This is a genomic window from Vibrio sp. Of7-15, assembly GCF_022347565.1.
In the GTDB taxonomy this organism is placed as follows: domain Bacteria; phylum Pseudomonadota; class Gammaproteobacteria; order Enterobacterales; family Vibrionaceae; genus NORP241.
Map to the genome: position 1 here is coordinate 300269 of NZ_JAKRGH010000002.1, position 13896 is coordinate 314164.

The window sequence follows — 13896 nt, forward strand, 5'->3', positions numbered from 1 at the left end:
CTGCCCGTTATATGACGATTGTGTTCTATAGCGGGCGTTTTTTTATCCAACTGACGCAAACTTTTACTTTATCACCTCCTTCCTCATAAAAATTTCGGTTATAGTAGCCACTGTTTAATATATTCTAATCCTTCTAGGGTGGTAAAATTGCAGGAAGTTTTGAACTCTCAACACGCTTTTCATTGGCCGATCACGGTTTATTATGAAGACACAGATGCAGGTGGTGTTGTTTACCATTCTAACTATATTAAGTTTTTTGAGCGGGCCCGAACGGAACTTCTACGTTCTAAAGGGGTCAGTCAACAAGACTTACGTCAACAGCAGCTCGGATTTGTTGTTCGTCATATCGATATTGATTTTTTACGTGGTGCTGTACTTGATGAGCAACTTACCGTTACCACTTTCGTAACTGAAGCACGTAAAGCCTCTCTGACCTTTTGTCAGGAGTTGGTTAATCTTGATGGGATCGTTTTATGTAAAGCGACAGTTAAGGTAGCCTGTATTCATACAGAACGAATGAAACCCCGCGCCATACCAAGTTCATTAATTTCGGAGATAACCAGTGACAGGTGAATTGTCTATTCTTGATCTGTTTTTACAGGCTAGCTTACTTGTTAAGATCGTAATGCTGATCCTATTAGGGATGTCAGTTGTTTCATGGGCAATGATAATCAAACGTTCGCGAGTGCTTTCAGAAGCCGCGTCTTATGCTGAACGTTTTGAAGATAAGTTTTGGTCTGGCGTGGATTTGTCTCAGCTTTACCACGAAGTACAAGCAAGAAAAGACAATATCTCGGGATCAGAGCAGATTTTTTATGCGGGTTTCAAAGAGTTTGCTCGACTGCATCGCGCCAATGGTTCATCGCCAGATGCTGTGATGGAAGGAACAGGCCGTGCGATGCGTGTAGCCGTTTCTCGTGAAGTAGAAGAGCTAGAAACTAACTTACCATTTTTAGCGACCGTGGGTTCCATTAGCCCATACATTGGTCTTTTTGGAACAGTGTGGGGGATTATGCACTCTTTCATTGCTCTTGGTGCTGTAAAACAAGCCACATTAGCCATGGTAGCTCCGGGTATTGCAGAAGCATTGGTGGCAACTGCCATGGGCTTATTTGCGGCAATCCCAGCAGTTATTGCTTATAACCGTCTTTCTACTTTAGTGTCTAAATTAGAGCACTCTTACGCGGCCTTTATGGAAGAGTTTTCGACTATATTGCACCGTCAAGCTATGTCTTCTCAGGAGTAATCATGGCTGTTTACCACCCAAAGCGTCGAAAAATGACGGCTGAGATCAATGTCGTACCTTACATTGATGTAATGTTGGTACTGTTAATCATCTTTATGGTAACCGCACCTTTTGTTACTCAAGGGGTTGATGTTGATTTACCTGAAATGAGTAATGCAAAAACGGCTCAAGAATTGGCTGGGGATAATACCCAAGCCAGTTTCATCATTGTTGAAGTGGACAAATCTGGCAACCTTGGTGTCAGTGTCAACAACGAAGAGATGAGGCGAGGGCTAAGTATTACCGACATCATTATTCGGGTTAAAGCTGAATTGCAGATTAACCCAACCTCTCCGGTTGCGGTGGGTGGTGATGCAAGCACACCATATTCAGAAATTGTTCTAGTACTGGATGAATTAAGTCGTGCTGGCGTGGATAAAGTGGGTTTGTTAACAGACCTAAAGGAATAGAGAGCCGATAAGCTAGCCAATGAAGAATAAAAACAATTATACGGTTGCCATTTTAGTCTCAGTGACTCTGCACGCCTTATTGGTTGCGGCTTTACTGTGGGGCTCTGATTTTTCCATGTTGAAAAAGCCACCGGCAGGTTCAACGATTCAGGCTGTGGTGATTGATCCGGCCGTGATTGAACAGCAGGCTAAGCGCATTCGCCAGCAAAGAGATGAAGCCAAAAATGCAGAGCAAGATCGTCTTGAACGATTACGTAAACAAGCAGAAGAGCTTGAAAAGAATCGTCAGCAAGAAGAAGCTCGAATTCGTAAATTAAAAGCGGATCAAGTAAAAGCCGAAAAGGCCGCACGTGAAGCTGAGAAAAAACGCTTAGATAAAGAACGCGAACAGAAAAAAGCCGCTGAAAAAGCGCGGTTGGAAAAAGAGCGTGCAGCGAAAGCAGAAAAAGAGCGCTTAGCTAAACAAAAAGCGGCAGAAATTGCGGCTGAGAAGGCCCGTGAAGAGAAAGAGCGCTTAGCAAAAGCTGAAGCTGTTCGTAAAGCAAAAGAGCTCGAAGCGAAAAAAGCGGAAGAGCAAGCTCGTTTAGAGAAAGAGCGAGCGGCGAAAGCGGAAGCTGAACGTGTAGCGAAAGAAAAAGCGGCAAAGGCAGCAGCAGAAAAGGCGCGTAAAGAGAAAGAGCGCCTAGAAGCCTTAAGAAGAGAGCGTGAAGAAAAAGAAGCGGCTCTCAATGATATTTTTGCGGGGTTAGAATCGGAAACTCAGCAAAACAGCTCAGCAAAGCAGCGTTTTATTTCTGATGAAAAGCAACGCTTTGGGGCCATTTACACTCAAATGATCAATCGTAACTATCTTCGAGATGACAGCGATATCGGTAAAGAGTGTCGTGTAAAAATTAAACTATCAAACTCAGGTTTATTGCTGGATGTGACTGCCGATGGGGGGGACCCTGTTGTGTGTCGTAAAGCCAAAAGTGCGGTAACCAAAGTGAGTACTTTTCCGATGTCCGATGATCCTGATATCGCGAAAGAGCTTAAAAATATTAGCTTAACCGTTAGACCAGAATAAGGAATTGATTCGTGCTTAAACGTTGGATAGTTGGGCTATTTATAGTCTGTATGAGCATTAGCCAGTTCGCTCGAGCTGAGTTAGAGCTGATCATTACTGAAGGGGTCGATTCTGCACGCCCGATTGGTATTGTGCCATTTAAATGGACAGGGGCTGGGAAATTACCCCAAGATATTGCTCAGGTAGTGGCTTCTGATTTACGCCGTAGTGGTAAATTTAATCCAGTGGCAATTAATAAAATGCCACAAACGCCTTATTTGGATACGGACGTTGATTTTGCTGCGTGGACTGCCCTTGGTGTTGATGCGTTAGTTACTGGTGAAGTAAAGCTTAATGCTGAAGGTAATTATGTAATTACGTATCAGCTAATTGACGTAATTCGCGGCCAGTTAACGGGGGGCAACAGCAAAGGGCTTAGCTCTGATGGCCAGCTGGTTCTAACGAAAGACCACATTTTATTAAATAACGTCGCGACTGTTAAAGGTAACCGCCTGCGTGAATACGCGCATCGTATCTCAGATGTTGTTTATGAAAAGCTGACTGGTGAACGTGGGGCTTTTTTAACGCGCATTGCTTATGTTGTGATTAATGACAAAGCAAAATATTCATATCAATTGCGCATCGCTGATTATGACGGCTATAACGAACGCTTGGTTCTTAAGTCGAAACAGCCACTGATGTCACCCGCTTGGTCACCTGATGGTAGTAAGCTGGCTTATGTAAGCTTTGAAAACAAGCAAGCCCAAATTTTTATGATGGACATCTATACTGGCAAGCGTGAAATGCTAACGTCATTCCCTCGTCATAATGGTGCGCCAAGGTTTTCTCCAGATGGAAAAGAATTGGCACTTGTTTTATCAAAAAGCGGTAGCTTGCATGTGTACGTCCTGAACTTACAAACACGCAAAATGCGTCAAATCACGTCGGGTCGTGCCAATAATACGGAACCATTCTGGGATCCTAGCGGCAACTCCCTGATTTTTACCTCGGATCGGGGTGGTAAACCGCAGATATATCGAGTAAATTTAGCGGATGGTTTGACCAAGCGCCTTACTTGGCAGGGCAGCCAGAACCTTGGTGGTCAAATTACTCCAGATGGTCGTTTCCTTATCATGGTGAATCGCACTGATTCTGGATTCAATCTGGCAAAACAAGACCTGCAAAACGGCGCGGTCCAAGTATTAACTAAAACGCTTCTGGATGAGTCACCAAGTATTGCACCAAACGGTGGAATGGTGATTTATAGCTCTATTTATCGAAAAGATAATGTGTTGTCTTTAGTTTCTATTGATGGTCGCTTTAAAGCGAGGCTACCTGCAACAAATGGGCGTGTTCGAGCCCCAGCTTGGTCACCGTATTTGTAGCAACTAAGTTATTTAGCAATATAAAAAGGAAAAAATGATGCAACTGAATAAAATTCTTAAAGGGCTCGCAATTGCGCTACCAGTTTTAGCTCTATCAGCATGTAGCTCTAGCGACAGTGCTACAGATAGCTCTGCAGGTCAAACTACAAACAATGGTGGTACGGGTTCTTCTGAACAAACTACAGTTGTTAGCCCAATTGATGCGGGTTCTAAGCTGGGTGAGAAAGAAATCCGTGATCAGCAACTACGTCAAGAGCAAACAGTATACTTCGCATTTGATAACTCTACTATTAGTGCAGAATACCAAGATATGCTAGCTGCACACGCTACTTTCCTAAGTGCACGTCCATCAACTAAAGTAATCGTTGAAGGTCACGCTGATGAGCGCGGTACTCCTGAGTACAATATCGCACTAGGCGAGCGTCGTGCAACGGCAGTAGCTAAATACCTACAAGCACTAGGTGTTCAGGCTGATCAAATCTCAATCGTAAGCTACGGTGAAGAGAAGCCTCTTCTTCTTGGCCAAAGCGAAGAAATCTACGCGAAAAACCGTCGCGCAGTTTTAGTTTACTAATATTAGGTAAACTGTATGAACAGTAACTTAAAGCGTTTAATACCGCTGACGTTGCTGGTAAGTGCGGCGGGCTATGTGGTCGCCGCTCCTGCCCCTGTATCTGATCTAAATGCCTCTTCTCACACTGCTACTTCAGCAGGCCCGATCTCTGAGAGCAGTATTGAACGACTAGAACGTTTGTTAAGGAACCGTACTCAGGTTCAACTACAAATGCAGCAACAGCTGGATCAAATCGCACAAGAGCTTTCTGAATTACGTGGTACGGTTGAGCGAAATAGTTACGATCTGAATCAGATGCTAGAACGTCAACGTGAGCTATATCGTGAATTGGAAAATGTGCGTAGCCAGCCTACTACGGCTGAAACCACACCAAAGAAAAAAGATGAAAAGCCATCTGGTGGTGCTTACACAAGCAATGCCAGTGAAAATGCTGAATATCAAAGTGCCGTTGATCTGATCCTTAAGGAAAAAGATTACACTGGTGCTATTGCTTCATTTAAAGCTTTCTTAACGAAATACCCGAAATCAGTTTATACCCCAAATGCTCATTACTGGCTTGGTCAGCTTTTCTATGCCCAGAAAAAAGACGTAGAAGCTGCGAAAGATTTTGCCGCTGTGGTGGCGTTTACTGATTCGAATAAACGTGCAGATGCTTTACTGAAGTTAGGTGATATCGCTAAACGTAATAAGAATAACGCGGCAGCGAAAAAATATTACCAGCAGGTTGTTGATGGGTACCCTGATACAACAACAGCACAACAGGCGAAAAAGAATTTGAAATCTCTTTAAAGTTTCATTGCTGATATCATCGCAGAATTCGTTTAACTACGTTTACTTAACAGATTGTGAGTTAATGTTAGTCTGCGGTGATAATATCTTTTCAAATCCCATTCGCCTATCTTCAGCTTATTGCTAGTCACTTCCTTTCCCCTTACCTTTAAACTCGTGCCGTGTGTTGAACTAGGCATTTCGAGAGCTCTTGGGTATAATGACCGGATTATTTGAAGGATGCGTCTAGAGCACGAGCAATGAGCCACATTTTAGATTCGATTGATACTGTATATCCATTCCCACCTAAGCCAGTACCATTAACGGAAGCTGAGCAAAAAGATTATAAAGAAAAAATTAAAAAGCTTTTAGTTGAGAAAGATGCAGTACTGATCGCTCACTATTACACTGATCCTGAAATCCAAGCATTAGCTGAAGAAACTGGCGGTTTTGTTGGTGATTCTTTAGAGATGGCGAAGTTTGGTAACCGCCATCCAGCAAAAACGCTGATCATTGGTGGTGTGCGTTTTATGGGAGAATCTGCAAAGATTTTAACGCCAGAAAAACGTGTACTTATGCCGACACTTGAAGCTGAGTGTTCGTTAGATTTAGGTTGTCCTGAAGATAAGTTTACTGAGTTTTGTGATGCGCACCCTGATCATACCGTGGTGGTTTACGCTAATACCTCTGCTGCTGTCAAAGCACGTGCAGATTGGGTTGTAACATCAAGTATTGCTTTAGAAATTGTTGAGCAGCTTGACAGTGAAGATAAAAAAATCATCTGGGGACCAGATCGTCACTTAGGTTCTTACATTGCGAAACAAACTGGCGCGGACATGTTGATGTGGCAGGGTGAGTGTGTTGTGCATGATGAGTTTTCTGCCAAAGCATTAAAAGATACGAAAGCACTTTATCCAGATGCGGCGATTCTTGTTCACCCTGAATCTCCAGCAAGTGTGGTTGAATTAGCCGATGCGGTTGGCTCAACAAGTCAGCTGATTAAAGCGGCCAAAGAACTACCTCATAAACGCATGGTTGTTGCTACAGATAAAGGTATTTTCTTTAAAATGCAACAACTTGTACCAGAGAAAGAGCTGATGGAAGCGCCAACAGCAGGGGCTGGTGCTACTTGTCGTAGCTGTGCTCATTGTCCTTGGATGGCGATGAATGGCTTGAAAGCGATTGAGTCAGCATTAAGCGGTGCAGGGGAAGGGCATGAGATCTTTGTTGATGATGCGTTAAGAGAGAAAGCGTTGATCCCACTTAACCGTATGTTGGATTTTGCTGCAGAGCTTAATATTAAAGTGAAAGGTAACGCATAAGTTATTTTGGCTTTTATAATTCTAATAAAAAGGCGGCTGAATTAGCCGCCTTTTTGTTTGTGTCATCTCTGTGGATTATTCATCTTCAGATTGATTTGCACTTTCTACCAGCATGCTGCCTTTTTGAGTTAGGCCACACAGCATGGTTGGAATAGCGTTATAGATTTCTTCAAACTGCTCTAACCCTTCAATGCCTTGCTCAGATAGAGTGGCAATTGAAGTTTCAGGATCAAAAATCATGCTAACAGAAAGAATAACACCACCTAGTAAGGCATTTTCTTCGCTGTCTTCAGGCATGAGTGTTTCCCAGTCATCACGTGCTAATTGCCAACCTTGTAATAAACCTTCCGTAAATAGACGTGTATCGTTAGTCACGATGTCTGCGTCGTCTAATTGACAACCTACTGGCCATGCCCATTCACCAGTCAGTAATTGTTCACGATAGGTGTTCCATAAATTGATGATGGCGTTAGCGTATTGTTCTAGTTGTTCACTGCTTGAAAATGGTGATACTTCTTCACCGCCCCATAAAAAGGCAAGCCATTCAGCAGGATCGATTAAAACGGGTGCTGCGGCCATTGCTGCTACAAAACCTTGGGTTTGAGCTTCACCCAGTAGTTTATTTTCTAATTCTGGAAGGGCTAGAATTTGGCCTAGTTCAGTGGTCATAAATACATTCTCAAGTTTAATTTGGCGCTATTTTAACAGCTAAATCATACAATGCTAATGACTGTTACTCTCATGGTGTCTGGTCGTGGCCGTTCTCTATCATAGAGTATTTTTTGTATAGCCGACTTTAACTATTGACACATTTAGCGTATTAAAATTTGGTGTTTTACCAAGCTGTTTTCAGGAAATTGCTACGGATCGTACTGTGCAAGGCAGATTTTGATCAATTCGATTAGATACTGAACGAACAGTTAAGGTTTTTCTTATTTATGCTTGACCAATATTAAGCAGAACATTATATTAGCCGCGTTCCCAAGCACAGGATGTTCGGGAAGACAATTAGAAATGGTGAGGTGTCCGAGTGGCTGAAGGAGCACGCCTGGAAAGCGTGTATACGGCAACGTATCGAGGGTTCGAATCCCTCCCTCACCGCCATATTAAAAACCCTAGCAGAAATGCTGGGGTTTTCTCGTTTTGGAACCGTATAAAAGGTCAAGCAAAACCTATGCTATACAGCAAAGGTTTTGATGTTATGTATTTTATTTTTTCGCCATTAGATGAATAAAGAACCCACCACCTAATACGGCAGTAACAATTCCTACGGGTAGATCTTGTGGTGCAATAATGGTTCTGGCCAGAGCATCGGCCCAAAGAAGCAGCAAAGCACCCACGAGCGCACTTACTGGTAATACTTTTGCGTTATCTGCTCCTACTAAGAGTCGAACGGTGTGGGGCACCATTAAACCAACAAAACCAATTGCACCACTGAAAGCCACCATGACGCCAGTTAACAGAGCACACAGAACAAAAACGGCAATGCGTGTTTGGGTTACATTAATACCGAGTGTGGTGGCGGTTTCATCTCCAGCCATAATGGCGTTGAGTGTGCCTGACCAATAATACATCCAAGCAAACACGATAATGAGCACCAAACATGGGTAGAGTAGCTGGCCCCATTGCGCTGAGCCCAACCCACCTAGCATCCAAAACATGGCGGAGCTGGCGGCTTGCTGTTTTCCTGAAAAAATCAAAAAGTTGGTCATCGACATTAAAATGAAATGAACGGCCACTCCACTTAAAATCAGTTTTTGTTGTGATAGCCCCTGGCCTTTATAAGCGACCAGTAACACCAGTAGCATTGAAATAAGAGCACCAGTAAATGCGGCTAAAGGTAGGCTAAAAGGCCCTAAAAACATGCCAAGGTGCAAAATAACCAATACGGCACCAAAAGAAGCTCCGGCGGAAGCACCAAACAAGTAAGGGTCTGCCATGGAGTTTCGAGTGACTGCCTGCAAGCACGTACCCACGATGGCTAAACCTGCCCCAACAAAGACCGCGAGTAGTACACGTGGGAACCGAATCTGCCAGATAATAGCTTCTTTACCTTTACTCCATTCCACCTCCTGTAAAGAAGGGGCCAGTTTATGCAGTACGATAGAAAAGACGGTTCCCGGAGATACATTAGCCGAGCCGATAGCCACGGATAAGCAGATTGAAATGAGTAATGCGATAAAAAGCAGGCCCAGTAACGAGCCTGTCTGTATACGTGAAAGTAGCATTATTTTTTAAACAGCTCTGGGTATAGGTTACTGGCCAGTTTCTCAACAGAATCAATGTTTTCAATGCCCGGTGTGGCAGCGGCATAACTTAATACTGTGAAACTGTTATTACGAACGGCAGTGATATTTGCCGTGGCTGGAAAGCGTTTTAAGAAATCAATTTTATCGGCAGCAACTGGTGTTGAATAATCGATGATCACAATGTGTTCAGGATCAGCTTCAACAACCGATTCCCAGTTCACTTGAGTCCAGCTTTTATGAACGGACTCCATGACATTCGTGCCACCCGCCGCTTTAATAATGGCGTTAGGCACCGCAAGGCCGCCAGCAGTGAAAGGTTTATCTTCACCGCTGTCGTACACAAAAACGGTTTTGCTTTTTTGATTTTGCACTCGTTGTTGAACCAGTTCTAACCGTGCTTGGTAACCATCGATTAGCTTATTGGCTTTATCTTCAATATCGAAAATTTTGCCAATAGCGTTAATGTCATAAAACGTATCCGATAGACTGACGGTTTCTCGCTGCTGAACGTGTGAGCATGACTCTTTAATTACATAGGTTTTAATATCGTAAGCGGCTAGCTTTTCTGGTGTGACAGGCCCGCCGACATTCATGCCATAGTTCCAACCCGCAAAGTAGAAATCGGCATCAACGTTTAATAGGTTCTCAATGGTTGGTTTTCTTTGAGCGATATTGGGCAAATCACTTACTTTAGCGATAATTTCTGGTGATGTTTTTTCGTAGGCAGATACGCCCGAATAGCCCGCCATGTTGGGTTTTAAACCAAGCTCAAGCATGATGCTGAGCATGTTAATGTCGTTTGCTACAGCACGCTCAGGCACTTTATCAAATGTTACTTTTTTCCCACACACATCCAGTTCCACTTGAGCATGTGCGCTTGTTGCCATTATTGCCGTGGCTAAAATCAGCTTTTTCACTTTAATCTTCCTTAATCGTGTTATGAAATTGGTTCGAGGTAGTTAATTCGTGGGACAGGGCTATGAACTTGTTGATCAACGGTGGCGGCCATAGAAAAGTTATCAGCCAGAACCTCTGGAGTGAGTACCTGTGAGGGTGTGCCTTGTTGAGTTATGTTTCCGGCTTGCATAACATACAAATAGTCACAGTATCGCGCTGAAATATTCAAATCATGTAGGGTAGCTAATACGGAAATACCCAGTGATTTCACCAAATCCAATAATTCAAACTGGTAGTGGATATCTAAATGGTTGGTTGGCTCATCAAGAATGAGTAGCTCAGGCTCTTGCACCAAAGCACGAGCTAGTAAGCAGCGCTGCTTTTCTCCGCCAGACAAAAGATCAAAACTTTGCGCTCGAATGTGGGCTAACCCCACTTTATCTAGAGCTTCTATGACGCGTTTTTTACCTACCCCGACACTGGAAAATAGCGATTGATGAGGGGTAAGGCCCATCTTCACCACTTCTTCGACCGTAAAGCCAAACTCCGCAGGGAACTCTTGTTGAACCACAGCAACATGACGAGCAAACGTCTTTGCTGGCATGGTGTGAATATCTTTCTGATTGAGCAATATTTGCCCGCGAGAAGGTTTATGGCGTCGGTAAGCGCAGCGTAATAAAGACGATTTTCCAGAGCCATTTGGGCCAATTAGGCCAACAAACTGCCCTTGAGCTACGTTCAGGTCTATGTCATTTAAAATAGACTTATCACTGACTGACCAAGTGAGATTGGTGATTTGTAGGTGCATTGAGTTAGCGCCCCACAAATGGTGTGAACAAAAACATACATCTCCTTTTAGGGAACACCCCGTCCCATGTTTTGTGAATGTATGGCTGGTCTCCTGGCTTGCGAGTGTTCACTGTATTATCACCTTCCCGGTTTTACCCAGTGGCATGCAGATAAACAGCTCTTCGCTTACAGTTGCGGGGGCAGCCACGGCTTAACCGTGTTCCCAATTAATGCCGTTATGGCAACCAATACGGCGGCGAGTCTAGCAGAGAAAAAACAAGGGATGAAGTATTTATATGGCTTATGATATTCGAAAATTGCAACATAACATTAATAATATCAGTGGTCTTGTTCATGTTCTGGTTTCAGGTGTATGAGGGATTAGAAATAGTTCAACCCCATAAAAGAGTGGTATGGTGTGGGTACTTTTGTTGAAAAGTAAGCGTTCAATATAGATAAAGGAAAGGATATAAATCATGAGCTTATTTGATCGGGTGAAAGCGTTTGTAAACCCGCCAGCAAATCCAGATATTGAACCTGCGTTTGCTCATCAAAGTCAGCATTTGCCAACTCTGTGGTTAGTGGGCAAAACGGGTGCCGGAAAGTCTTCCTTTATTCAAGCTGTAACGGGAGATAGCCAAGTAGAGATCGGCAATGGCTTTCGACCGTGTACCATGACTTCTCACCACTACGATTTTCCAGCAGACAAACCGTTATTGCGCTTTTTAGATACCCGAGGTCTTGCTGAAGCCAATTATGATGCAAAAGAAGATATTGCGGCGTGCCAAAATCGCAGTCATGCTCTAGTGGTCGTAATGAAAGCCGATGAACCAGAACAAAGCAGTGTGGTAAATGCACTGGCACAGATACGCAGAGAGAGTGATATCAAGCAGCTGCTTGTGGTTCATACCGGGGTGGAATTAATTGAAGGTGATCAAGCAAGGGATCAGTGCATTGCATACAACCAGCAGCAGATAGAAGCGGTGTGGGGTGAGACGTTTTATTCTGTCTCTGTCGATTTTGAGCGGGAAGATGGCTCTGTATTCGGGCTTGAGGCGCTTAAAAGCCAGTTAGCAGAATTATTGCCCATTGCTGCGCAGCTTCGAACCGATCAAGAGCATACCAACTTAGAAGAAAAAAACTTCGCGAGATTGAAAACAGACGTGCTGTGGTACAGCGGCGCTGCTGGTGCTAGTGATGCAATTCCTGCCGTTGGGCTTGTTTCTGTTCCCGTAATACAAGGAAAAATGCTCCATAGCTTAGCCAATCAATATGATATGGAATGGGATAAAAAAGCCATGTCGGAATTTGCAGGCGCATTAGGCGCAGGGTTTGGCATGCAGTATGCCTCTCAGTTGGGCATTCGTCAGCTGGTGAAAATTATTCCTGTGTATGGTCAAACGGTAGGGAGTGCTACCGCGGCGGTAGTGAGCTTTTGTACTACGTATGCCATTGGTAGGGTGGCGTGTAAGTACCTGTACCATAAAAGCAAAGGCGAAGCGATTTCCGAGCAGGAGATGAAAGACATGTATAAAAAAGCATTCGACAGCATTAAAGAGGTAGCAAAAAGTGAAACGAACAACCGCTAGTGTCAAAGTCGCCAGTCAGCTATCTGGTGGTGTGGTCCCTTTTTTAATGGCCGCGATTGCGATGCCTGTTTTTGTGCTGGTGGGTTTTGGGTTATATGCAATTTACCAAAATGGCTACACCTTATACTTTGTGGCATTTTTAGCGTTAAGCGCCTTATTGAGTGCGTTACCTGTGATGTGGCTAAAGAGAAAAGCACGCACAGAAATGGACGAACAGCTGAGCGACAGTTTAGTGCAAGCTTCCAATGAGTGGGGATCATTTGATCAGCAAATTTGGCAAGAATTAAACGAACATATTCTCGTGCAGTTGGATAAAAACAGTGAATGGGAAGGGCTGAAAGAGCATGGCTTAGAGCTGATTACACTGACCTCTGCACATTATCATCACAGTAATAGCCGTAAAGAGTTAGCGTTTTCTGCCCCTGAATTATTAAAGATGATTGAAGAGATCAGCCGTCGATATCGTTATCTTTTAAAATCTCATGTCCCGATGGTTGAAAAAATCAATATTTCGACTTTTAAGCTGTTTTATGACCATAAAGACAAAGCTGAGGTGGCAAAAAAAGCGTGGGATGTTTACCGAGCGTACCGCGCTTTTACACCTGCGGGTTTAATTGCGGAACTAAGAGGCCAAGTTCTGGGTAAAGTGTTTGATGAAGTGGGTGATGAACTGCAATTTAAACTCAAGCAAGCACTGCTTCAAGAAGTTCTGTCTGTTGCAATAGATTTATACAGCGGCCGTTTTGTCGCGGACGATGACGAGCTAGAGAGCAGTAATATCGCTCGTTTGGATCAAGAGAACAAAGTGGCCGAACTAGAACCGTTACGTGTTTGCTTGTTAGGTCAGATCAGTTCGGGGAAATCGACTCTAGTGAATGTATTAACCAATAATGTTGTGGCTGAGGTGAGCTTATTACCGGCAACGGACGCGGTGTCGGTGCATCAATGCATGGTCGACGGAATTGAAGCCATGAACTTAGTGGATTTACCTGGCGTAGACGGTGAAGAAAAAACGCACCAGCAACTGATAGAGCAGGTCGCTAACAGTGATTTGGTGCTATGGGTGTTAAAAGCAGATCAACCCGCACGATCGCTAGATACTGATTTTATGGAAAAGTTGAACGGCTATTATGAGCTTGAGAAAAACCGTTCACGTAAAAAGCCCACAATCATTGGTGTGCTGAATCAGGTGGACCGTTTAAAGCCTACGCGTGAGTGGCAACCCCCTTACGATCTAACTGATACCACGTCAGCGAAGGTGAATATGATTAATGAAGCAACTCATTACAATCAGGAGTTATTAAGCTTAGAGCATTGTGTCCCCCTTTCTGTTAGTGAAAATAAACCTCATTTTAACCTTGAGCAGTTAACCGAATTATTAGACAGCAGCTATGAACAAGGCATCCAAACTCAGCTTAATCGTCGCCGTATGGAAGCGGGGGATAAGCTGGAATTAACGGAACAAGCCAAACGGGTTTATCAAGCTGGGAAATCCTTGTTTAAGCTGGCAGTGAAGTAGCTAGGTTATTTATAAAAGTGGTGGCGGCTCACTGTCGCTGCTTTTATAAAAGTAGGGGAACTTT

General features: G+C 43.7%; 14 protein-coding genes, 1 tRNA gene and 1 riboswitch. Of the genes, 11 read left to right on the forward strand and 4 right to left on the reverse strand.

The features are described 5' to 3' along the window. Window positions 1-147: 147 nt before the first annotated feature. The 8 genes from ybgC to nadA all read left to right on the forward strand — a co-directional run bounded on the left by ybgC (window position 148) and on the right by nadA (window position 6789). Window positions 148-573, forward strand: a complete 426-nt coding sequence (ybgC, locus tag MHO82_RS03930) for a tol-pal system-associated acyl-CoA thioesterase (protein WP_239182543.1) — start codon at window positions 148-150, stop codon at window positions 571-573. Next, window positions 563-1246: a protein TolQ gene (gene tolQ / locus MHO82_RS03935; RefSeq protein WP_239182544.1), complete on the forward strand. Its 684-nt coding sequence runs from the start codon at window positions 563-565 to the stop codon at window positions 1244-1246. The genes ybgC and tolQ overlap by 11 nt, the downstream gene beginning before the upstream one ends. A gap of 2 nt (window positions 1247-1248) precedes the next feature. Beyond that, window positions 1249-1695 (forward strand): protein TolR, encoded by a 447-nt coding sequence (tolR, locus tag MHO82_RS03940; RefSeq protein ID WP_239182545.1) that lies wholly within the window; start codon window positions 1249-1251, stop codon window positions 1693-1695. 19 nt (window positions 1696-1714) lie between these two features. Then, window positions 1715-2761 (forward strand): cell envelope integrity protein TolA, encoded by a 1047-nt coding sequence (gene tolA, locus MHO82_RS03945; protein WP_239182546.1) that lies wholly within the window; start codon window positions 1715-1717, stop codon window positions 2759-2761. Window positions 2762-2772: 11 nt separating this feature from the next. Further along, window positions 2773-4125: a Tol-Pal system beta propeller repeat protein TolB gene (gene tolB / locus MHO82_RS03950; RefSeq protein ID WP_239182547.1), complete on the forward strand. Its 1353-nt coding sequence runs from the start codon at window positions 2773-2775 to the stop codon at window positions 4123-4125. A 37-nt stretch (window positions 4126-4162) separates the two neighbouring features. After that, window positions 4163-4699 (forward strand): peptidoglycan-associated lipoprotein Pal, encoded by a 537-nt coding sequence (gene pal / locus MHO82_RS03955; RefSeq protein WP_239182548.1) that lies wholly within the window; start codon window positions 4163-4165, stop codon window positions 4697-4699. 15 nt (window positions 4700-4714) lie between these two features. Continuing rightward, window positions 4715-5488, forward strand: a complete 774-nt coding sequence (gene ybgF, locus MHO82_RS03960; protein WP_239182549.1) for a tol-pal system protein YbgF — start codon at window positions 4715-4717, stop codon at window positions 5486-5488. A 239-nt stretch (window positions 5489-5727) separates the two neighbouring features. Then, entirely contained in the window at window positions 5728-6789 is a 1062-nt protein-coding gene (gene nadA, locus MHO82_RS03965) for a quinolinate synthase NadA (RefSeq protein WP_239182550.1), read from the forward strand. Between the two features lie 75 nt (window positions 6790-6864). Here nadA and MHO82_RS03970 read toward each other — a convergent pair whose 3' ends face one another. Next, window positions 6865-7458 (reverse strand): UPF0149 family protein, encoded by a 594-nt coding sequence (locus MHO82_RS03970; protein WP_239182551.1) that lies wholly within the window; start codon window positions 7456-7458, stop codon window positions 6865-6867. A 347-nt stretch (window positions 7459-7805) separates the two neighbouring features. Between MHO82_RS03970 and MHO82_RS03975 the strand changes: the two genes are divergently transcribed. Further along, a tRNA-Ser gene (locus MHO82_RS03975) sits at window positions 7806-7893 on the forward strand. Between the two features lie 104 nt (window positions 7894-7997). Here the strand turns inward: MHO82_RS03975 and MHO82_RS03980 are convergent. From MHO82_RS03980 to MHO82_RS03990, 3 genes are read right to left on the reverse strand one after another with little or no spacing between them, the layout of a single operon-like run. After that, complete coding sequence (locus MHO82_RS03980; protein ID WP_239182552.1) at window positions 7998-9017, reverse strand: iron ABC transporter permease; 1020 nt, start codon at window positions 9015-9017, stop codon at window positions 7998-8000. Further along, complete coding sequence (locus MHO82_RS03985; RefSeq protein WP_239182553.1) at window positions 9017-9955, reverse strand: ABC transporter substrate-binding protein; 939 nt, start codon at window positions 9953-9955, stop codon at window positions 9017-9019. Before MHO82_RS03985 ends, MHO82_RS03980 begins: the two co-directional genes overlap by 1 nt. Window positions 9956-9975: 20 nt before the next feature. Next, a complete protein-coding gene (locus MHO82_RS03990; RefSeq protein WP_239182554.1) occupies window positions 9976-10743 on the reverse strand; it encodes an ABC transporter ATP-binding protein in 768 nt (255 codons plus the stop codon). Window positions 10744-10808: 65 nt separating this feature from the next. Then, a riboswitch (cobalamin riboswitch) is annotated at window positions 10809-10989 on the reverse strand. A 211-nt stretch (window positions 10990-11200) separates the two neighbouring features. On the opposite strand from MHO82_RS03990, the gene MHO82_RS03995 reads away from it, so the two are divergent. Next, window positions 11201-12313 (forward strand): GTPase, encoded by a 1113-nt coding sequence (locus MHO82_RS03995; protein ID WP_239182555.1) that lies wholly within the window; start codon window positions 11201-11203, stop codon window positions 12311-12313. Further along, complete coding sequence (locus MHO82_RS04000) at window positions 12294-13832, forward strand: GTPase (protein ID WP_239182556.1); 1539 nt, start codon at window positions 12294-12296, stop codon at window positions 13830-13832. Before MHO82_RS03995 ends, MHO82_RS04000 begins: the two co-directional genes overlap by 20 nt. The last annotated feature ends 64 nt before the right edge of the window (window positions 13833-13896 follow it).